Origin of the sequence: Comamonas sp. 7D-2 (genome assembly GCF_022749555.1) — a bacterium.
Taxonomy (GTDB): domain Bacteria; phylum Pseudomonadota; class Gammaproteobacteria; order Burkholderiales; family Burkholderiaceae_C; genus Comamonas; species Comamonas thiooxydans.
This window is the reverse complement of the sequence record NZ_CP094238.1, coordinates 5137941-5155716: the sequence shown is the minus strand read 5'-3', so window position 1 is coordinate 5155716 and position 17776 is coordinate 5137941. Positions and strand designations below refer to the sequence as shown.

General features: G+C 62.2%; 19 protein-coding genes. 11 read left to right on the top strand and 8 right to left on the bottom strand.

What is annotated here, in order from left to right:
• Positions 1-12 precede the first annotated feature (12 nt).
• Positions 13-1212: a sensor histidine kinase KdpD gene (locus MPZ60_RS23745; protein WP_034355248.1), complete on the bottom strand. Its 1200-nt coding sequence runs from the start codon at positions 1210-1212 to the stop codon at positions 13-15.
• A 388-nt stretch (positions 1213-1600) separates the two neighbouring features.
• On the opposite strand from MPZ60_RS23745, the gene MPZ60_RS23740 reads away from it, so the two are divergent.
• Positions 1601-2536 (top strand): LysR family transcriptional regulator, encoded by a 936-nt coding sequence (locus tag MPZ60_RS23740; protein ID WP_034355246.1) that lies wholly within the window; start codon positions 1601-1603, stop codon positions 2534-2536.
• A gap of 83 nt (positions 2537-2619) precedes the next feature.
• Positions 2620-3066, top strand: coding sequence for a DUF2214 family protein (locus MPZ60_RS23735; RefSeq protein ID WP_034355242.1), 447 nt, complete (start codon positions 2620-2622; stop codon positions 3064-3066).
• A gap of 65 nt (positions 3067-3131) precedes the next feature.
• Here the strand turns inward: MPZ60_RS23735 and MPZ60_RS23730 are convergent, their stop codons facing one another.
• Positions 3132-3275: a hypothetical protein gene (locus tag MPZ60_RS23730; RefSeq protein WP_156507088.1), complete on the bottom strand. Its 144-nt coding sequence runs from the start codon at positions 3273-3275 to the stop codon at positions 3132-3134.
• 156 nt (positions 3276-3431) lie between these two features.
• Here MPZ60_RS23730 and argS point away from each other — a divergent pair, with 156 nt between their 5' ends.
• From argS to MPZ60_RS23700, 6 genes are all read left to right on the top strand, one after another.
• Positions 3432-5141, top strand: coding sequence for an arginine--tRNA ligase (gene argS, locus MPZ60_RS23725; protein WP_003068188.1), 1710 nt, complete (start codon positions 3432-3434; stop codon positions 5139-5141).
• Positions 5142-5242: 101 nt separating this feature from the next.
• Complete coding sequence (locus MPZ60_RS23720; RefSeq protein ID WP_034355240.1) at positions 5243-5947, top strand: SPOR domain-containing protein; 705 nt, start codon at positions 5243-5245, stop codon at positions 5945-5947.
• A gap of 160 nt (positions 5948-6107) precedes the next feature.
• Positions 6108-6758: a thiol:disulfide interchange protein DsbA/DsbL gene (locus MPZ60_RS23715; protein WP_034355235.1), complete on the top strand. Its 651-nt coding sequence runs from the start codon at positions 6108-6110 to the stop codon at positions 6756-6758.
• A gap of 130 nt (positions 6759-6888) precedes the next feature.
• On the top strand, positions 6889-7545 hold the full coding sequence (gene lptA, locus MPZ60_RS23710) for a lipopolysaccharide transport periplasmic protein LptA (RefSeq protein ID WP_003068194.1): 657 nt from the start codon (positions 6889-6891) through the stop codon (positions 7543-7545).
• Positions 7542-8324 (top strand): LPS export ABC transporter ATP-binding protein, encoded by a 783-nt coding sequence (lptB, locus tag MPZ60_RS23705; RefSeq protein ID WP_034355232.1) that lies wholly within the window; start codon positions 7542-7544, stop codon positions 8322-8324. The genes lptA and lptB overlap by 4 nt, the downstream gene beginning before the upstream one ends.
• Before the next feature lie 145 nt (positions 8325-8469).
• Positions 8470-10071 carry an RNA polymerase factor sigma-54 gene (locus tag MPZ60_RS23700; protein ID WP_034355230.1) on the top strand — a complete coding sequence of 534 codons (1602 nt, stop codon included), beginning with the start codon at positions 8470-8472 and terminating at the stop codon, positions 10069-10071.
• 190 nt (positions 10072-10261) lie between these two features.
• On the opposite strand, the gene MPZ60_RS23695 is transcribed toward MPZ60_RS23700, so the two are convergent.
• The 3 genes from MPZ60_RS23695 to MPZ60_RS23685 form a co-directional block, all read right to left on the bottom strand.
• Complete coding sequence (locus MPZ60_RS23695; protein WP_080746150.1) at positions 10262-11182, bottom strand: aspartyl/asparaginyl beta-hydroxylase domain-containing protein; 921 nt, start codon at positions 11180-11182, stop codon at positions 10262-10264.
• A 133-nt stretch (positions 11183-11315) separates the two neighbouring features.
• A complete protein-coding gene (locus tag MPZ60_RS23690) occupies positions 11316-12548 on the bottom strand; it encodes a DUF711 family protein (protein ID WP_034355228.1) in 1233 nt (410 codons plus the stop codon).
• 57 nt (positions 12549-12605) lie between these two features.
• Positions 12606-12944: a tRNA-binding protein gene (locus tag MPZ60_RS23685; RefSeq protein WP_003068205.1), complete on the bottom strand. Its 339-nt coding sequence runs from the start codon at positions 12942-12944 to the stop codon at positions 12606-12608.
• 179 nt (positions 12945-13123) lie between these two features.
• On the opposite strand from MPZ60_RS23685, the gene MPZ60_RS23680 reads away from it, so the two are divergent.
• Entirely contained in the window at positions 13124-14422 is a 1299-nt protein-coding gene (locus MPZ60_RS23680; RefSeq protein ID WP_034355226.1) for a class I SAM-dependent RNA methyltransferase, read from the top strand.
• Complete coding sequence (locus MPZ60_RS23675) at positions 14419-14919, top strand: putative toxin-antitoxin system toxin component, PIN family (RefSeq protein WP_034355224.1); 501 nt, start codon at positions 14419-14421, stop codon at positions 14917-14919. The genes MPZ60_RS23680 and MPZ60_RS23675 overlap by 4 nt, the downstream gene beginning before the upstream one ends.
• On the opposite strand, the gene MPZ60_RS23670 is transcribed toward MPZ60_RS23675, so the two are convergent.
• Genes MPZ60_RS23670 through MPZ60_RS23660 form a run of 3 tightly spaced genes read right to left on the bottom strand, consistent with a single transcriptional unit; the run spans position 14916 to position 17159 of the window.
• Positions 14916-15863: a hypothetical protein gene (locus MPZ60_RS23670; RefSeq protein WP_131324657.1), complete on the bottom strand. Its 948-nt coding sequence runs from the start codon at positions 15861-15863 to the stop codon at positions 14916-14918. The genes MPZ60_RS23675 and MPZ60_RS23670 overlap by 4 nt on opposite strands.
• Positions 15864-15892: 29 nt before the next feature.
• Entirely contained in the window at positions 15893-16303 is a 411-nt protein-coding gene (locus tag MPZ60_RS23665; protein ID WP_034355376.1) for a VOC family protein, read from the bottom strand.
• 52 nt (positions 16304-16355) lie between these two features.
• Complete coding sequence (locus MPZ60_RS23660; protein ID WP_034355215.1) at positions 16356-17159, bottom strand: SDR family NAD(P)-dependent oxidoreductase; 804 nt, start codon at positions 17157-17159, stop codon at positions 16356-16358.
• Positions 17160-17399: 240 nt separating this feature from the next.
• Between MPZ60_RS23660 and MPZ60_RS23655 the strand changes: the two genes are divergently transcribed.
• Positions 17400-17717, top strand: a complete 318-nt coding sequence (locus MPZ60_RS23655; protein WP_034355212.1) for a multidrug efflux SMR transporter — start codon at positions 17400-17402, stop codon at positions 17715-17717.
• Positions 17718-17776 lie beyond the last annotated feature (59 nt).

The following is a 17776-nucleotide window of genomic DNA, read 5'->3' as shown; positions in this document are numbered from 1 at the left end:
GGGCGGCGGACCTCATTCGGCAAGACCTTGGGGAATGACCAGGCGCATGATCGTGCCATGCGGGCTGTGCGGCAGAGCTTGTACTGTACCTTGGTGCAACTGCAAGACCGAGCGCACGATGAACAGGCCCAGGCCGGCGCCCGGGCGGCCGTGGCTGTGGTTGCCGCGCGAGCCTTTTTCGAACAGACGCGGGAGCAGCTCCTCGGAAATGCCGGGGCCCTGGTCCACGACTTCCAGAATCAGTGCCAGCGGTTCGTCGGACTCGGAGATGCGCAGCTGCACCGGGGTATCTGCGGGCGCATAGGCCAGGGCGTTGTTGAGCAAATTGCGAAGCGTCAGCCGCATCAGCGCCGGATGCAGCTGTACGGTGCGTGCCGTGGTCAGCCATTGCACATCGATGCGCGGGCGCAGGTCGGCCGCAATATCGTGCAGCACCAGCTTGATCAAGGTCGGCAGATCGGTTTCGCTGGAGGCGCCGGCCTTGCCGCCCGCGGCCAAAATCGTGCCGGCGGTCAGGGTGTTGTCCAGTGTGCCTATCACCTGCTGCAGCACATGCTCGGCGCGCAGCAAGGCCCTGGCGGCGGGTGCGGCATCGGCCAGATGCAGATCTTCGATGGCCTTGAGCGTGGCCTGCATGGCAGCCGAGGCATTGTTCAGCGGCTGGCGGATCTCATGGGAGAGCAGCTGCAGCATCTCGTTGTGTTCGCTCAGCATGGCCGTGCGCCAGTCCAGCAGGGTACGCAACCTGCCGAGCTCGCCCGCGTTCTGGCGGCTGCTGCGCAGTTGCTCGTGCAAGGCCTGCAGCTGCTCGCGCTGGCGTGCAATGACTTCGCCACGCGCATATTCACGTCCTATGTCGCTGAGCTGCATCAGCACCTCGTGCCGGCCCTGGGCATCGGCTGCACCAGGCGTGAGCTGTATGCGGCGGTGGTGCTGCGAACCGGAGTCACCGGGCCGTATGTCGTCATATTCCTGGTGCAAGCCCCGGGCGGCGGCCGTAAAGCGCGGGCCGTGGACTTGCCAGATCTGGGCAGGCAGCAGACCCTGCAGCGGCTGGCCGATGGGGCTGGCGTCCTCGGGTACATCCAGCCATTGGCACCAGGCGGGAGTGGCCATGAGCAGCAGCCCTTCGGCATTCCAGAGTGCACAGCCCTGGCCGGAGCGGCCCAGCAGATCGGCCAGATGGGCGGCAGAAACGGGTGAAAAGCTCATGACGGCGGGCGGCAGCGGATTTGTAAATGTGTTTTGCAAATCATAGGTTTAACGCCTGGCTCTGCCCAACAGCTCATGGCGCTAGCGAATAAGCGATATTCCTGCCTCAGGGAAAACGGTAAATTTTGATATAAACATATATAAACATCAAAGATTCACCGGCAACTTGTGACTTCTAAGTAAGATATATCGCAATGAAGTCGCATGCGGGACAGGCATGCAGCGCTGATTGATGACTTTTATAGTGATAGCAGTCAGCGCTCTTGTTTAAAGAACTTTCGATAAAAACATTTGAGAAATCAAGACTGCTTGTGCGGTATGTGCTCTTGTATTAGTAGTGCACGCTACCGCAGCAGGAGACAACACGGACCAGACAGGAGCAGCGGTCATGGACAAACTCAAGGCATTTGAGTCTTTTGTATCGGTAGCGACCAGGGGCAGCTTGACGGCTGCAGCCAAGGCCGAAGGTGTGGCGCCCGCCATCATGGGGCGCCGTCTGGACGCTCTGGAAGAGCATCTGGGCGTCAAGCTCATGGTGCGCACCACGCGCCGCATCTCGCTGACCCACGAAGGCAGCGCCTTCCTGGAAGATTGCCAGCGCCTGCTCTCCGATGTGTGCAATGCCGAGGCCAGCGTGTCGGCCGGCGGCGTCAAGGCCACAGGCCATCTGCGCATCACGGCGCCTGCCGGTTTCGGCCGCCGCCATGTGGCGCCGCTGGTGCCGCGCTTCCGCGACCTGCACCCCGATGTCACCATCTCGCTGAACCTCAGCGACCGCGTGGTCGATCTGGCGGGCGAGGGCTTCGATTGCGCGGTGCGCGTGGGCGATCTGCCGGACTCGGCCCTGGTCAGCGTGCGCATTGCCGACAATCGCCGCCTGTGCGTGGCCACGCCCGGCTATCTGGAGCGCCGTGGCACGCCCAAGCACCCCAGCGAACTGACCCAGCATGACTGTCTGACGCTGTCGTCCGACGCCTCGCAAACACGGGGTTGGGCCTTCCGCATCCCGCATCCCGAAAGCGGCACCAGCGAGGTCGTGCACTTCAAGCCGGGCGGCCCGCTGGACTGTTCCGACGGTCAGGTGTTGCACGACTGGTGCCTGGGCGGCTGGGGCATTGCCTGGCGCAGCACCTGGGAGGTGGAGGCCGAGATCGCCGCCGGTCGCCTCGTGCCCGTGCTGGAAGAGTTTGCCGCGCCGCCCAACGGCATCTTCGTGGTCTTCCCCCAGCGCAAGCACATGCCGCTGCGCGTGCGTATGTGGATCGACTACCTCAAGCACCACTACAACCAGCCGGACTTCTTTCGTCTCGGCGTGGATATCTGAGCGGGCCTGAAACGGTAGACAATGGACCGGTCGCCGTGGCCTGATACAGGCCGCTGAACCCGTCCTTTTTTTACTGTGAAGCCATGACCTTTGAAGCTGTTCTTGCCAGCGCCCATCTGCTGGCGATCCTGACCCTGGTGGTGTTTCTGACCAGCCAGGCCGCCCTGTGCCGTATGGAATGGATGAATGCCGCCGTGGTGCAGCGCCTGGCCAGGCTGGACATGATTTACGGCATTGCCGCCGTCATCCTGCTGTTGACCGGTATTGCGCGCCTGCTCTGGGGCGTCAAGGGCATGGGGGCCTATACGGCCTCGCCGCTGTTCCATCTCAAGATGACGCTGTTCGTCATCGCCTTTTTGCTCTCGCTCAAGCCCACGCTGACCTTCCGCCGCTGGAAGAAGGCGCTGGATGCAAGCGGTCAGCTGCCGGCGCCCGAGGAAATCAAGCAGACGCGCAAATGGGTGATGTGGCAGGGCCATGTGGTGCCGGTGATCGCCGTGGTTGCCATCTTCTGGGCGCGCGGCATGTAATCTGCCCCCAGACCCTACAAAAGACAAAGGCCGCTGCAAAGCGGCCTTTTTCACGTCTGCGGCATTCAGAACGTGCCGCGCAGCGTCAGCATCACAGCCAGATCCTGGTGGTTGATGTCGCGCTCGCAGGTGTTGCGGTTGAAGGTGTAGCCGGCAAACTGGCTCCAGCCGCGGCTGAGCTCGCCGCTGAACGTGGGCATGGTCTGCATTCGGGGTTCAAGCGAGAATGACTTCCATTTGCGCAATGACTGTGTGTGGCCGCCGAAACATGCAGATACCGCCCTTCAGCCTGTGAACCGGCCCAGGAACAAGGGTGTGGCGCCAGCGATTCGGCAGGACTTGAATCCGGCACGTAAAATCCCGCGATGCTCTCCGTCAAACAGGAATTGCTCGCAGCCCTGGCTGCTGAGCTCGAAACACTCTCGCCCGGCGCCGGCGCACGCGCTGCGTTTGAAAACCCCAAAGTGGCAGCCCATGGCGATTTCGCCTGCACGGCGGCCATGCAGCTGGCCAAGCCTCTGAAGGCCAACCCGCGCGCCCTGGGCGAGCAGCTCAAGACCGCGCTGGAGGCTACAGCCGCCTTCCAGCAGTGGGTGGATGCGATCGAGATCGCGGGTCCGGGCTTTCTCAACATCCGCCTCAAGCCTGCTGCCAAGCAGGAGGTAGTGCGCGAAGTGCTGGCGCAAGCCCAGAAGTTCGGCTACCAGGCCGATCGCGGTGAAAACATCCTCGTCGAGTTCGTCTCCGCCAACCCCACCGGCCCTCTGCATGTGGGCCATGGCCGCCAGGCTGCGATCGGCGACGCCATCAGCAACCTCTATTCCACCCAGGGCTGGAAGGTTCACCGCGAGTTCTATTACAACGACGCAGGCGTGCAGATCGACACCCTGACCAAGAGCACCCAGCTGCGCGCCAAAGGCTTCAAGCCTGGTGACGAATGCTGGCCCACCGACAGCGAAAACCCGCTGGCCAAGAATTTCTACAACGGCGACTACATTGCCGACATCGCCAAGGCTTTCCTGGCCAAGGAAACCATCAAGGCCGATGACCGCGAGTTCACCGCCAACGGCGATGTCGAGGATTACGACAACATCCGCCAGTTCGCCGTGGCCTATCTGCGCAACGAGCAGGACAAGGACCTGCAGGCCTTCAACCTCAAGTTCGACGAGTACTACCTCGAGTCCAGCCTCTATGAAAACGGTCATGTCGAAGCGACGGTCAACCGCCTGATCGCCAACGGCAAGACCTATGAGCAGGACGGCGCGCTGTGGCTCAGGTCCACCGACTACGGCGACGACAAAGACCGCGTGATGCGCAAGACTGACGGCGGCTACACCTACTTTGTGCCCGATGTGGCCTATCACATCCAGAAGTTCAAGCGTGGCTTCACCAAGGTGGTGAACATTCAGGGTACGGACCACCACGGCACCATTGCCCGCGTGCGTGCCGGCCTGCAGGCTGCCGATGTGGGCATCCCTGAGGGCTATCCCGACTATGTGCTGCACACCATGGTGCGCGTGGTGCGCAACGGCGAAGAGGTCAAGATCAGCAAGCGCGCCGGCTCCTACGTCACGCTGCGCGATCTGATCGAGTGGACCAGCAAGGATGCCGTGCGCTTCTTCCTGCTCTCGCGCAAGCCCGACACCGAGTACACCTTCGACGTGGATCTGGCCGTGGCCCAGAACAACGACAACCCCGTGTACTACGTGCAGTATGCCCATGCGCGCATCCAGTCCGTGCTGCGCGCCTGGCAGGAGGCCGGCGGTGCAGGTCTGGCGGCACTCAAGGATGTGGACCTGTCCGCTCTGGAAGGCCCACAGGCCCAGGCGCTGATGCTGCTGCTGGCCAAGTACCCCGAGATGCTGACCGCTGCTGCCGAAGGCAACGCACCGCACGACGTGACCTTCTACCTGCGCGATCTGGCCTCCAGCTATCACAGCTACTACGACGCAGAGCGCATTCTGGTGGACGACGAAAAGGTCAAGCTCGCACGTCTGGCCCTGGTCGCTGCCACGGCCCAGGTGTTGCACAATGGTCTGGCGGTGCTGGGTGTGAGCGCACCCGAGCGCATGTAATCCCAGTTTCCTGTCCATCGGTCGCCTTGCCGGCCTTGCCTGTCAGGGGTCGATGGATCTGAGAATGGAATAACTGAAGCAGAAAGCGTTAAGCGACTGATATGAAGAACCAGCAACGCGGTGGAACCATCCTGGGGCTTATCTTTGGCATGGTCATCGGTCTGGCTGCGGCCCTGGCCGTGGCCATCTATGTGACCAAGGTGCCGGTGCCCTTCCTCAACAAGGGTGGAAACAACACTCAGCGCGATGCGGCCGAGGCCGAGCGCAACAAGAACTGGGACCCCAACGCACCGCTGCAGAGCCGCCAGCCTGCACCGCCCCCGGTGACACCACCAGTTCCTCCAAGCGATGTGACGGTGTCGCCGCCTACACCTGCGGTACAACCTACTGCAACCGGCGGAGTCACCACGCCGCCGCCACCTTCTACGCCGGAGAAGCCTGCCAAGTCCGCATCGGGTGATCCGCTGGGTGATCTGGTCAAGGAGCGCTCCGCAGCAGCCGACAAGGCAGACAAGGCGCGTGCAGACAAGGAAAAGGCGGCCGCGCAGACGGCATCCTCTTCGGACTCTGCGTTCAACTACTTTGTGCAGGCCGGTGCTTTCCGCGGCCAGAGCGAAGCGGAAGCGCAGCGTGCCAAGCTGGCCATGCTGGGCTGGGAGTCGCGCATCAGCGAGCGTGAGCAGAACGGCATCACCGTTTTCCGCGTGCGCGTGGGGCCGTTCAGCAAGCGTGACGACGCCGAGCAGCTCAAGGGCAAGCTCGACGGTGCGGGCGTGGACTCGACTCTGGTGCGCGCGGCCAGATAACAAGGCCCCTGAGGCGCTGCGCGTCGGGGGACTGCAGCTTAGCTGCGGGGCGGCCCTTGCTTGAGGCCTCTGGCTTGTGCCATTGGTAGTTTTGACAACGCTGAACTTTTTTGGGCCTGTTGGCTCTGATACTGCAGACCTGATACAGGAGTTTGTTTAGATGAAACGTCGCGAATTCTCTCTGGCTGCCTCGGCAGCTGCTGCCGGTGCCCTGACTCTGGGTGCCTCCTCCAGCTGGGCCCAGGGCGCTGCGCCCAAGGAAGGCAAGGACTACATCAAGCTCGGCAAGCCCGCCAGCGTGAGCGCGCCGGCCGGCAAGGTCGAGGTGGTCGAGTTCTTCTGGTACAGCTGCCCGCATTGCAATGCCTTCGAGCCCCAGTTCGAAGCCTGGGCAAAGAGCCAGCCTGCCGATGTGGTGGTGCGCCGCGTGCCCGTGGCTTTCAATGCCTCTTTCGTGCCACAGCAAAAGCTGTACTACGCCCTGGAGGGCATGAACCTGCTGCCCCAGCTGCACGCCAAGGTGTTCCGTACCATCCACGTGGATCGCAATCTGCTCAAGACCGATGACGCCATCTTTGACTGGGTCGGAAAGCAGGGCGTGGATCTGGCCAAGTTCAAGGAGGTCTACAACTCCTTTACCGTGGCCAATCAGGCGCGCAAGGCCGCTCAGCTGCAAAACGAATATGACGTGGAAGGCGTGCCCGCCATGGGTGTGGCCGGCCGCTACTACACGGACGGCACCAAGGCCGGCAATATGGACAATGTGCTGCGCGTGGTCAATGCGCTGGTCGCCTCCAGCCGCAAGGCCTGAGATCAGGCAGCAGACGCCAGTGACGTTTGACGTCCAACAAGCCCGCCGCCGTGCGGGCTTTTTTGTGGGTGTTTTTTACGCAAGTTGCAAAAAGGGAATGACTACAATGGATGCAAGAAACGTGCCTTCCATGAAAAAAACACTCCTACCTCTTGCGCTGGCCTGCGCCCTGGCAGCAGCGACCGGCATTGTCCATGCCGAAAAAGCCGACAGCGCCAAGCCCATGAATATCGAGGCGGATGCGTTGCGTCATGACGAGCTGCAGCAGACCAGTGTCTTTACTGGCAATGTGGTGATGACCAAGGGCTCCATCGTGCTGCGCGGTGCTCAGCTCGATGTGCGGCAGGACGCCGAGGGCTATCAGTACGGTGTGATCAAGGCCGAGGCCGGCAAGCGAGCGTTCTTCCGTCAGAAGCGCGATACCGTGGCCGGTCAGCCCGAGGAGTTCATCGAGGGCGAAGGCGAAGTCATCGAGTACGACGGCAAGGCCGATATCGTCAAGTTCATCCGTCGTGGCGAGATGCGCCGCTACCGTGGCGGTCAGCTCAGCGATCAGGTCACGGGCTCCATCATCGTCTACAACAACATCACCGACGTCTATACCGTCGATGGCCAGAAGACCAGCGGCGGCCTGCCGAGTTCCTCCGTGGGACAGGGCGGCCGTGTGCGCGCCATCATGGCGCCCAAGGACGGCACGCCGGGGGCACAGCCCAAGCCTGCAACACCTGCCACGCAGCTGCGCCAGAGCATGACGCTGGGCGGCGAGAAAGCCGACGAGAAGAAATGAGCGAGCCGACTTTCTCCAGCAGCCGCAGCGGCGAGTCCGACAGCCGCCTGGAGGCCAAACATCTGGCCAAGTCCTACGGCAGCCGCAAGGTGGTCAAGGATGTGTCGCTGTCCGTGCAAAAAGGCGAGGTGGTCGGTCTGCTCGGCCCCAACGGTGCGGGCAAGACCACATCGTTCTACATGATCGTGGGCCTGGTGCGCAGCGACGGCGGCGAGATCTTCATCGACGGCCAGCCGGTGGGCGGCATGCCGATTCACCAGCGCTCGCGCCTGGGCCTGTCCTATCTGCCCCAGGAAGCCTCCATCTTCCGCAAGCTCAGCGTGGAAGACAATGTGCGCGCCGTGCTGGAGCTGCAAAAGGACGAGCAGGGCAAGGCGCTGACGCGCGACGAAATCGAAAAGCGTCTCACGGGCCTGCTGCAGGAGCTGCGCGTCGAGCATCTGCGCCAGTCGCCGGCGCTGGCGCTGTCAGGCGGTGAGCGCAGGCGCGTGGAAATTGCCCGCGCCCTGGCCACGCAACCGCGCTTCATTTTGCTTGACGAGCCTTTTGCCGGCATCGACCCGATCGCGGTGATCGAGATCCAGCGCATCATCGGCTTCCTCAAGGAGCGCGGCATCGGCGTGCTGATCACCGACCACAATGTGCGAGAGACGCTGGGCATCTGCGACCACGCCTTCATCATCAGCGACGGCCATGTGCTGGCCGAAGGCACGCCCGAGGAGATCGTGGAGAACGCCGATGTGCGCCGCGTCTATCTGGGCGAACATTTCAGAATGTGATGACCCCCACGCTCCCTCACTTTGTGCGGTCGCTGCCCCCAGAAGGGGCCCTGACCGGCTGCGCCGAGGTTTGCCTTGGGGCGGCCCGGCGGCAAACCCGTAGCACTGCGCGCGTTTGCAATGATTGTCTGGGGGCCGCGCCTCGATGAAGCCAGGTCTCTCGCTACGCGTTTCGCAGCATTTATCGCTTACGCCGCAGCTGCAGCAATCCATTCAGCTGCTGCAGCTTTCCACCCTGGAGCTGGCGCAGGAAGTCGAGCAGATGCTGGTCGACAACCCTTTTCTGGAACGTGCGGGCGATGAGGCCGAAACTGCGGGAGATGCTCCTGTAGATGTAGCTAATAGCGCCAGTGAATACAGTACTTCAGATGGTATTCATGCTGAAAGAGATGCATCGCAAGCGCAACAAGCTACTGAAACGGTAGCGGAGGCATCAAACCCCGAAACCCCTGAAACGCTGAACTGGGAGGCCGAGGGCCTGGACGGCCAGGACGGGGAATGGGGTGGCGAATCCAGCAGCGAGTGGGATACGCCCTCGGCCAGCAGCTCCACGCGCAACCGCGATGGCGATGACGAAACCGATGCCATCGATCTGGCGCGCGAGCACCAGAGCCTGACCGACTTTCTCCATCGTCAGGCGCTGAGCCTGCATCTGGGCGCGGCGGACATGGCGGCGCTGCGCTTTCTCATCGAGTCGCTCAGCGACGACGGCTATCTCGAGGATTCCCTGCAGGAGCTGGCGCAGAGCCTGGCCGGCGACGACCTGGAAGAGCGCGAGGAACTGGAGCAGCACTTTGTCATTGCTCTGAAGCTGCTTCAAAGCCTGGAGCCCGTGGGCGTGGGAGCGCGTGATCTGGCCGAGTGCCTGCAGCTGCAGCTGCGCGACCTGATCCGCACCGCCGAGGACGAGGGCACGACCGAGGCGCATATGAACCGGCTGCTGCTGGCGCAGGCCATCTGCGCGCAGCCCATGGACCTGCTGGCGCGGCGCGATCTGCGCAAGCTCACCAGCCTGTGCGGCGCGCGAGAGGAACAGCTGCGCGAAGCCATGGCCCTGATCGCCAGGCTGGAGCCGCGTCCGGGTCGGCGCTTTGTGGACGTGGAGCGCCATATCGTGGTGCCTGATGTCATCGTGCGCCCGCTGCGGTCCGGCTCGGGCCGGGTGGACTTCTCCGTGCAGCTCAACCCCGAGGTCATGCCGCGTCTGCGCGTGCACGACATCTATGCCGGCGTGCTGCGCCGCCACAAGAACAGCGACGGCCATGCGGCGCTGCAGCAGCAGTTGCAGGAGGCGCGCTGGTTCATCAAGAACATCCAGCAGCGTTTCGACACCATCTTGCGGGTCTCCGAAGCCATTGTGGAGCGGCAGAAGAACTTCTTTGTGCATGGCGAACTGGCCATGCGCCCGCTGGTGCTGCGCGATATCGCCGACACCCTGGGTCTGCACGAGTCCACGATCAGCCGCGTGACCACGGCCAAGTACATGGCCACGCCCCAGGGCACCTTCGAGCTCAAGTATTTCTTCGGCTCGGGCCTGGGCACGGAAACCGGCGGCAGTGCTTCCAGCACGGCCGTGCGTGCGCTGATCAAGCAGTTTGTCGATGCCGAAGATGCCAAGAAGCCGCTGTCGGACGCCAAGCTGGCCGATATGCTCAAAGAGCAGGGCATCGAGTGCGCGCGCCGCACCGTCGCCAAATACCGCGAGCAGCTCAAGATACCGACGACCACGCTGCGCAAGGCGCTGTAGGGCACCGCAGAAACAAGAAAGCCGCTGATGCATCACACAGCGGCTTTCTTGTTCTGTATTTAGGGCGGGAGCCTTGATAAGGCATTCCTCAAGCAAGGGGCAGCGAGCAAGAGCCGCCCTTGCGGCGATGCTGCCGTCCCCCCTTGGGGGCGCCCGGCCAGGGGAAGGCGCGTAGCGCCTCAGGGGGTTATCAAGAAACCAACCACCAGATAAACCAGACCAGCACGCCAATCATCAGGCCGAACTTGAGGATCTTGTAGAAGGTCGGATTCCAGTCGCGGAAGGCGCGGCGGTACTTGCCCGCATAGAACGAGATCTTGAACAGCTTGCTGATCATGCCGCGCGGATCGCCCTCGTTGTTGGGCGAGCTGGCGGCGGCCACCACGTTCTTGCCCAGCCAGTGATTGAGCCACTGGGCAAAGCCATTGGTCATGGGGCGCTCCACATCGCAGAACAGCACGATGCGGTTGCCTTCCGAGCGGTTCTCGGCCCAGTGCATAAAGGTCTCGTCGAAGATCACGCCTTCGCCTTCACGCCAGCTATAGGGCTGGCCGTCGACCTCGATCATGCAGCGGTCGTCGTTGGGGGCCAGCACGGCCAGGTGATAGCGCAGCGAGCCTGCATAGGGGTCGCGGTGCAGATTGAGCTTGGCGCCGGGCGGCAGCTCGGCAAACATGGCGGCCTTGACGCTGGGAATCGATTTCACCAGGGCCGTGGTCTTGGGGCACAGCTCCATGGCCGAAGGGTGGGCATCGCCGTACCACTTGAGATAGAAGCGCTTCCAGCCGGTCTTGAAGAAGGAGTTGAAGCCTGCGTCGTCGTTGTTGGCGGCGGCCTTGATCTGCATGTTCTTTTGCAGATTGACGGCTTCCTCGCGGATTTCACGCCAGTTGGCCTGCAGCGGCGCCAGCTCGGGGAAGGTGCTGGTGGGCAGATAGGGCGTGCGCGGCACCTTGCTGAACATCAGCATGAAGACGTTGAACGGCGCTGTGAACGTGGAGTGGTCAAACAATTGCTTGACCACCTTGTGGCGCACCTTGCCGCGCAGATGCATGTACAGCCCGCAGCCAAAGAAAAGCAGCACCAGTGCCAGAACGATTATTTTTGCCATAAGGGCCAATTTTACCGGGGGCACCCCGGCGGCCACCATGGGGGCAGGTCAAACAGAACCGGGGTAGGGGAATATCAAAAGCAATAGCTGCCGGCGCTTGACGGCCAAGCGCAGCAGCCCGCTTGTTAGATGTTCAAGGCAGAGCCAGCACGGCGCAGTTGCACAGATCCGCGCTCTCGAACGCCGTTGTGTCGCCCGCTTTGAGCCCCGGCACGGGGAATAGCCGCACCGTCAGCGGCTTGTTGAGGCGAAAAGCCATGGTGCCCGTATCGCGCATGACGGCGGCGATCTGCTCGGCGCTGCTGTCGCCCGGCACAGGCACGGTATCGAGGCCGATGCCGCAGACGCTGCTGTAGGTCAGCAGGGCGCGGATATCGAATTCGTCATTCAGACTGGCCTGGGCCAGGCCTTGGTCCTCGGTCACGGCCAGCATCAGGCCGCTGAAGCCGATCTGTGTCACGCCGTTGACCGATTTGAAGACGCGGGTCAGCAGGGCCGACGCTTCCACCGTGCCGCTGGCGCCGAAACAGGGCACGCCCAGCAGTTGGTAGACATCGACCATGGAGGCGCAGGACTTGGACGGCGCGGCCGAGGTGTCCATGCCCGCGATATGCCAGCCCTCGGCCAGTTTCACGCCGTCGGCACAGCGCTGGATGGCAGTGGCATGCTCGTTCAGGGTCTGGCTCAGGCGCTCGAATGCGAGCCTGAACCACGCCGCGTGATCGAGCTGCAGGCGCTGCTGCTGCAGCTCCTGCAGTTCAGCCACCATGAGGTCTGGCGTTTCCAGGCCCAGCACCAGGGCGCCGTGGTGCTGGCCGCGGTGGTAGCTGGCCGGGAAATAGGGAATGCCGGGCGCGCAGTTGAAGTTGACCGTGAAGTTGAAGTTGCCTTCGCCGCGCGGCGTGGTGCGCGCGATCTGCTGAATTGCCTGCACGCTATGGGCCAGCAAGCCGGTCTGCAGAAAGCCATGTTCATCCAGATCGATGTTTACGCAGGCGTTGCACAGGTCGCCATAGGCGGCAATCAGCTGCGGCAGCAGGGCCACTTCCTGCGCATTGCGCGCCTCGCCCACGGCAAAGCGGATGCGGCGTTTGCCGGTGTTGATGGCCTTGAGCGTTTCGGCAATGCGCTGCAGGCCGGCTTGGGCGCTGTCTGCGCTGGAGACATCCAGATATTCGCCAAACGGGTTGCTCACGATGCGGATGGACTGCACCTGATAGCCCCGGGCCTCGATGGCATCGGCCACGGCATCGCATTGCTGCTTGGCCTGGGTCAGGTCGGCCTGCCACTGTGCCTCATCGGCGCTCAGGTTGACAAAGGCGGTGACGGTGCGCACGCGCACCAGCGGGTTGAAGCTGATATTCATAGCAGTATCCGTAGGCGGGAGAATGGCTGGCGGCCATTTTGCCTCTGAACACGCCGATTACAGCAGGCGCGTGCCCAGCGGCACCTCCTTGTCGGGCACGCACAGGGCCACGGCTCCCGTGGCATCGTGAAAACCGGTCACAAGACATTCGCTCATCAAGGGCCCAATCTGCTTCTTGGGAAAGTTGATCACGGCCACCACCAGCCGTCCTATCAGCTCCTCGGGTTGGTAATGCTCGGTGATCTGCGCGCTGGACTTGCGCTGGCCCAGCTCGGGACCCAGGTCCACCAGCAGCTTGTAGGCGGGCTTGCGGGCCTCGGCAAATACCTCGGCCTGCAGCACGCGGCCCACGCGCAGCTCCACCTTCATAAAGTCGTTCCAGCTGATTTCTTCCATGTCGTCATTGCTCCTTCGCCTGGCATCATGCCTCGGGCCCTGCGAGCATCTGTAGAGCAACGCTTGTCGTGCGCGGGCACCGGAAAAGGCCTAGCGCGTATGCTTATGCCCTGTAAAGCGCACAACAGGCTCCCGTGAGCGTCCGGCGTCTGCGCCGTTGCTGGCGCGCACTGATTTCTATGAACCAACTGCATTTGTTTCTGCCCTGCGCCGCCGGCGTCGAGGGCTTTCTGGCCGACGAGGTCCACGCCATCACCGGCGCCAGCGGGCAGGATCTGCTCGTGGGCCGGGGTGGCGTCATGCTGCGCGGCATGTGGCGCGATGCCATGCTGCTCAATCTGCACAGCCGTCTGGCCCAGCGCGTGCTGATCGAGCTGTCGCACACCATGTACCGCAGCGAGAACGATCTGTACCGCGCCGCCAGCGAGGTGGCCTGGGAGATCTGGTTCACGCCCAAGGAAACTTTCAAGATCGAAGTCACGGCCCAGCACAGCCCGCTGACCAGCCTGAACTTCGCGGCGCTCAAGGTCAAGGATGCGATCGCCGACCGTTTTCGCGCCAAGCGCAACGGCGTGCGCCCCAGCGTCGAGACCCATCACCCCGATGTGCGCGTGCACCTGCACCTGACGACCGACGGCGCCACCATCTATATCGACACCTCGGGCGAGGCGCTGTTCAAGCGCGGCTGGCGCGAAGACAAGGGTGATGCCCCGCTCAAGGAAACCCTGGCCGCGGCCATGATTGCGGCCTCGGGCTGGAACCCGCATGGCGACAACCCCCAGCCGCTGTACGACCCCTGCTGCGGCAGCGGTACCCTGGTGATCGAGGCCGCGCAGATCGCGCGCAAGATTCCAGCCGGCATTCTGCGTCGCTTTGCGTTTGAGAAGCTCGTGCCCTTTCAGCGTCATGTCTGGGAAGCCATGCTGGATGAGGCAGAGAGCCAGATCCTGCCCGAATCGCCGGTGGGCATTTACGGCTCTGACATCGCCTTCCGCATGGTGGACTTTGCCCAGCGCAATGCCGAGCGCGCGGGTGTGTCCGATACCGTCAGCCTGCGCGGCGGCGATGCCTTGCAGCGCATGCCGCCCAGCGAGCAGCCCGGCATGATGCTGCTGAACCCGCCCTATGGCGAGCGTATCGCGGCTGCCGGCAGCGCAGGCCGCAATGCGGCCGAGCGCATGGGCCAGGTCGAACGCGCAGGCCGTGAAACCGCGCAGACCGAGGACGGCGGCGAATTCTTCAACCAGCTGGCCAGCCACTGGAAGAAGAACTACAGCGGCTGGAGTGCCTGGATGCTGACGCCCGACCTCAAGCTGCCCAGCAAGATGCGCCTCAAGGAATCGCGCCGTACGCCCATGTGGAACGGTCCTATCGAGTGCCGTCTGTTCCGCTTCGACATGGTCAAGGGTGCGGTCAAGCCACGCAAGCCCGCAGACGATGCTGCTCAGAGCGGCAAGCCGGAAGGCCGGCCTCAATGAAGATCGCTCCCCTGCGCTGGCCGGCCTGCAACGCCGGCTACGACGGCCCTTTGCCGCGTCCCATGATTCTGGACACCAATGTGGTGCTGGACATGCTGATTTTTGACGATCCGGATATTCCCGCCATCCGCGAGCTGGTCGCCCGTGGCGAGGTGCGCTGGATTGCCGATGAAGCCCAGCGCATCGAGCTGGGTCGCGTGCTGCACTACAGCCAGATTGCGCCGCGCGTCAGCTACTACGGTAAGACGCCCGAAGGCGTGATGGCGGCGTTTGATGAGGCCGTCGAATATGTGTCCGCTGCACCCAAGATTCGCTTTACCTGCACCGATCCCGACGACCAGCATTTCCTCGATCTGGCCAGCCAGCACAAGGCTTTGCTGGTCAGCAAGGACAGGGCCGTGCTCAAGCAGCGCAAGCGCGTGGCAACGCACTATGGCGCGACGGTGGGCAATGTGGTGGTGATGGAGGAAGTGGCCGCTGAGGCTCTATTCGTTTAGGCATAGACGCCAACAAGATCTTGCAAAGAGCGTGATAGCTTGACCTTGTATTTTTTGTCGAGTTTGGCTTGCTGTGCAATTGATATAGCGGATTTCTCAGCGATAACATGGCTTGAGTAGGGAATGGCTGTATATATCGCTTGGAGGTCAAGGGCGTCATGTGTGTTGAGCGATTTGGCTCGTGCATCTATTCGTGCGCTGAACTCCGCTTCAACATCGAGCGTTGGAGAAAGCTCGACAATGCTTTTCACTGCAACGTCTCCAAGTGCGCGAAATTTTTCATAGCTGATGCCGAGCTGGGTCATTAGCTTGATTACGGTGTCTTGAACATCCAAAAATTGACGAGCACGATAGACGCGGCGGCGCAAATCGATGCTCTCTCCTTGGCATAGGGCACGCCGTTTTTCGTTTCGTTCAATCAGTTGCCTCAAGCCTTCTTCTAGTTTCTGATGGGCTATTCGCCGAGTAGCATCATCTTGGTTCTGCATGTAATCAAGGTATAAATACTTTGGGTCGAATGCTGACTCAATCCGCATAAACCGAAGCGCATCTAACGGTTCAGCAACAAGTGCATCTGCAGGCTCAAACGCTTGCAAGAAACTTCGGCCGAGAAACCAGTTCTTTGGCATCTCGAAGGGGTGAAGGTCTAGAAGGCGGTGAATGATCCCCTTGATCTCCACCTGCAGCCGGCTTGTATAACTGCGATATGCGCAGCCGAGGCTAAGCACAGCTTGTATTTCCGCAACATGCCTGCGACTTGCGGGGTCATTGCGCTTCGATGTTTCCAAGATGTGAGTGCCGCTCAGAGGGAAGAGTACTTTTCCATTCTTGACTGCATTTTCAAGCTCTTCGGATAGAGAGGTGAGCCAAGATTCAGTAGCTTTCCCTGATCGGACTTTGGCGAGCTCTATCCACTGGTTCTGATCAAGGTAAATGATGTCCATAAGGTAGGTGAGCTGGTCGCAGTGAATCGTCAATCAAAAAACCGCATGCCCGCATAGGGCCGCAAGCGGCATTGCGCCAGGCGGCTCTCCAGCGAACCGACATGGGCTTCGAGCTGGTGGTCGTCCGGGTCCAGAAAGTAGAAGGAATCGCCTTCGCTGTGGTTGCTCTTCCACTCCCGGGCCCCGAATGACCTGGCATGCTCCACAAAGTGCGCGAAGTCCTGCTGAGCAATGGTGAATGCGTAGTGGGTGTAGCCAGAGGTGCGGGCCTGACTTCGCTGTTCGTCTGACGACAGGCACAGCCACAGATCGCCGAGTCCCAGATAGGCACCCGTATCCCACTGCGCGCGTAGACGAAACCCCGGCACGCGCACGTAGAAGTCCACGCTGCGCTGCAGGTGCGTGACGGCAAGCGTGAGGTGATTCAATCCGGTAAGCATGGTGGCGATGGGCATGAACAGCACCAGGCGTGGAGTGTGCCATTGCCATGCATCACTTCGTTCTGGGCAGCCACGGCACGCCGTTGATATGGCTGCCGCCATCGACAAACAGCGTATTGCCCGTGACATAGCGGCAGTCTTCGCTGGCCAGGAATAGGGCCGCGCCGCCAATGTCCTGCTCGGGATCGCCCATATGGCCCATGGGGTTCAGGCGCAGCATGTCGGCTGCGTTCTCGGGCTGGCTCGCCGCAAATCTTTGATAGGCTTCGGTGGCCGCGCCGGGACACAGGGCGTTGCAGCAGATGCCAAAGGCCGCCCATTCGCGCGCGGCAGAGCGGGTGAGTGTGCGCAGCGCTTCCTTGGCCATGTTGTAGTCCGCCGAATAGGGGTGGGCGTTGACGCCGTTGAGCGAGCACATATTGATGACCCGGCCCCAGCGTCGCTCCTTCATGCTGGGGAAGACTGCCTGCATGGCCCAGAGCGCCGATTGCGCACCTATGCGCCAGGCCCAGTCGGAATCGAGATCGCCGAGCGTTTCGACCCTGGCAAAGCCGGATTGGCTGCCGGGGCGCCGACCCCAGGCATTGTTGACGAGGATGTCGATGTGGCCGAACTGCGCCAGGGCGGCATCGACCATGCTCTGCACGGCGACATGCTCGCTCACATCGGCCACGGCATGTCCCACCTGAACGCCAAATTCGGCGCGGATTTCTGCGGCGGCCCTGGCACAGGTTTCGGCATTGATATCGGCCAGCCACAGGCTGGCGCCTTCCGCCGCAAAGCGGCGTGCCACGCCTTTGCCAATGCCGGCACCTGCGCCCGTGATCAGGGCTACGCGGTCTTGCAGTCGGTTCATTGTTCAGCTCTTCCTCGTTCCATGGACGAGTCACTGTGCGGTGTCGCCGGCGCTGCGACATCGTCGAATCGGACGAGAAATCGGCCCAAGATTGTGGCGGCCGAACCACCCATGGCTGGCCCGGATTTGCCCATGCGGATTAGGATTCATGCCGCAGGGACGACCTTGCCAGGCCATGCGATGCATGGCCTGTATTCCTGCCGGGACGGCCTGGCCATTTGATCTTCAAAGAGGTTTTCTATGGCTTGGGTTTATCTGCTGGTGGCCGGCATTCTGGAAGTGGTCTGGGCCTTCACCATGAAGCAGTCCCATGGTTTCACCAACCTCAAATACAGCGCCATCACCATCGTGGCCATGATTGCCAGCTTTGGCCTGCTGTCGGTGGCCATGCGCACGCTGCCCCTGGGCACGGCGTATACGATCTGGACCGGTATCGGCGCCGTGGGTGCATTCCTGGTGGGCGTCACGGTGCTGGGCGAGCAGCTCAGCGCCATGCGCGTGGGAGCGGCTGTCCTGATCGTCAGCGGTCTGGTGCTGATGAAGCTGTCGGCGGAATGAATGCCCGGGCTTCGTCCCGGCCAGCGCTGCAGTCCCATGTGGAGGTTGCGCCCGATCTC

What these genes read in the sequence shown, in the direction of transcription:
- lptA (WP_003068194.1), top strand. Translation starts at nt 6,889, where the DNA reads ATGAAAAAAACACTCCTACCTCTTGCGCTGGCCTGCGCCCTGGCAGCA.
- MPZ60_RS23715 (WP_034355235.1), top strand. Translation starts at nt 6,108, where the DNA reads ATGAAACGTCGCGAATTCTCTCTGGCTGCCTCGGCAGCTGCTGCCGGT.
- MPZ60_RS23690 (WP_034355228.1), bottom strand. Translation starts at nt 12,548, where the DNA reads ATGAATATCAGCTTCAACCCGCTGGTGCGCGTGCGCACCGTCACCGCC.
- MPZ60_RS23730 (WP_156507088.1), bottom strand. Translation starts at nt 3,275, where the DNA reads ATGCAGACCATGCCCACGTTCAGCGGCGAGCTCAGCCGCGGCTGGAGC.
- MPZ60_RS23680 (WP_034355226.1), top strand. Translation starts at nt 13,124, where the DNA reads ATGAACCAACTGCATTTGTTTCTGCCCTGCGCCGCCGGCGTCGAGGGC.
- MPZ60_RS23695 (WP_080746150.1), bottom strand. Translation starts at nt 11,182, where the DNA reads ATGGCAAAAATAATCGTTCTGGCACTGGTGCTGCTTTTCTTTGGCTGC.
- MPZ60_RS23700 (WP_034355230.1), top strand. Translation starts at nt 8,470, where the DNA reads ATGAAGCCAGGTCTCTCGCTACGCGTTTCGCAGCATTTATCGCTTACG.
- MPZ60_RS23720 (WP_034355240.1), top strand. Translation starts at nt 5,243, where the DNA reads ATGAAGAACCAGCAACGCGGTGGAACCATCCTGGGGCTTATCTTTGGC.
- MPZ60_RS23655 (WP_034355212.1), top strand. Translation starts at nt 17,400, where the DNA reads ATGGCTTGGGTTTATCTGCTGGTGGCCGGCATTCTGGAAGTGGTCTGG.
- MPZ60_RS23670 (WP_131324657.1), bottom strand. Translation starts at nt 15,863, where the DNA reads ATGGACATCATTTACCTTGATCAGAACCAGTGGATAGAGCTCGCCAAA.
- MPZ60_RS23740 (WP_034355246.1), top strand. Translation starts at nt 1,601, where the DNA reads ATGGACAAACTCAAGGCATTTGAGTCTTTTGTATCGGTAGCGACCAGG.
- MPZ60_RS23745 (WP_034355248.1), bottom strand. Translation starts at nt 1,212, where the DNA reads ATGAGCTTTTCACCCGTTTCTGCCGCCCATCTGGCCGATCTGCTGGGC.
- MPZ60_RS23735 (WP_034355242.1), top strand. Translation starts at nt 2,620, where the DNA reads ATGACCTTTGAAGCTGTTCTTGCCAGCGCCCATCTGCTGGCGATCCTG.
- lptB (WP_034355232.1), top strand. Translation starts at nt 7,542, where the DNA reads ATGAGCGAGCCGACTTTCTCCAGCAGCCGCAGCGGCGAGTCCGACAGC.
- MPZ60_RS23675 (WP_034355224.1), top strand. Translation starts at nt 14,419, where the DNA reads ATGAAGATCGCTCCCCTGCGCTGGCCGGCCTGCAACGCCGGCTACGAC.
- argS (WP_003068188.1), top strand. Translation starts at nt 3,432, where the DNA reads ATGCTCTCCGTCAAACAGGAATTGCTCGCAGCCCTGGCTGCTGAGCTC.
- MPZ60_RS23660 (WP_034355215.1), bottom strand. Translation starts at nt 17,159, where the DNA reads ATGAACCGACTGCAAGACCGCGTAGCCCTGATCACGGGCGCAGGTGCC.
- MPZ60_RS23685 (WP_003068205.1), bottom strand. Translation starts at nt 12,944, where the DNA reads ATGGAAGAAATCAGCTGGAACGACTTTATGAAGGTGGAGCTGCGCGTG.
- MPZ60_RS23665 (WP_034355376.1), bottom strand. Translation starts at nt 16,303, where the DNA reads ATGCTTACCGGATTGAATCACCTCACGCTTGCCGTCACGCACCTGCAG.